An 867-nucleotide genomic window follows, 5' to 3' on the forward strand; every position below is an offset into this window, starting at 1 on the left:
GGCGCGCACGCCGTGGATGCCACGCTCACCGCACCGGACCGTGTGACGTCGTTGGCGCTGATCTGCGCGGGCATGTCGGGACACGTCTGGCCGCCCGAGATGGGCGCGCCGGTCCGCGAGCGCGTGCGGGGTTCCATCCCCGCGGAACGGCTGCAGGCTTACCGAGCCGGAACCGCCGACCACGTCGATCCCGGCGACGTCGAGGCCATGGCCGAAGCGCAGGTCCGTTACATGGTCGTCGGGCCGGACCGTGACCCCGCCGACCTCGATCCGCACATCTGGGAGGCGGCGATGCGCATGTGCCGTGATCTGTTCCTGCGAGAGTGGACCGGTGGGAGCCGCCGCGACGTCCGTACGGTCGAGCCACCCGCGAAAGGCAGGCTGACAGAGATCACCGCGCCCACGCTCGTCGTCAATGGGCTCGCTGACGTGTCTTACATCCAGCAGGTCTCCGACCTCTATGCCACCGGCATCCCGGACGCCAACCGTATCGACCTTCCGGATACCGGCCATCTTCCACCGCTCGAGCGTCCCGCCGACATCAGCCGTCTGCTCACTGACCACCTCAGCCGATGATCATCAACGGTTAGTCCGGTCATGATCGGACTAACCGTTGATGATCATGGGATCAGGACTCGATGACGACGGGGATGATCATCGGCCGACGGCGCAACCTGCCACCGACCCAGCGGCCGATGGTACGGCGCACCGTCTGCTGCAGCTGATACGTGTCCGCATTGCCGCTCTCCGCCGTCTGTTCCAGGGCTTTGACCAGATCGGGCCGGATGTCGTCGAAGACGCTGTCGTCCTCGGCGAATCCACGCGCGTGGATCTCGGGGCCGCCGGTCACCTTGCCGGTCACCGAGT

1 protein-coding gene and 1 pseudogene are annotated in these 867 nt (G+C 66.9%); one reads left to right on the forward strand and one right to left on the reverse strand.

Annotation, left to right across the window (positions count from 1 at the left end):
• Positions 1-576: alpha/beta hydrolase (locus tag ELR45_RS37595; RefSeq protein WP_205856451.1), on the forward strand; the 576-nt coding region annotated here is incomplete at its 5' end.
• Positions 577-628: 52 nt separating this feature from the next.
• Here ELR45_RS37595 and ELR45_RS40770 read toward each other — a convergent pair.
• Positions 629-867, reverse strand: a pseudogene (locus ELR45_RS40770) (RNase J family beta-CASP ribonuclease); the annotation flags it as partial.

It is taken from the genome of Phytoactinopolyspora endophytica, from assembly GCF_004138495.1.
GTDB lineage: Bacteria > Actinomycetota > Actinomycetes > Jiangellales > Jiangellaceae > Phytoactinopolyspora > Phytoactinopolyspora endophytica.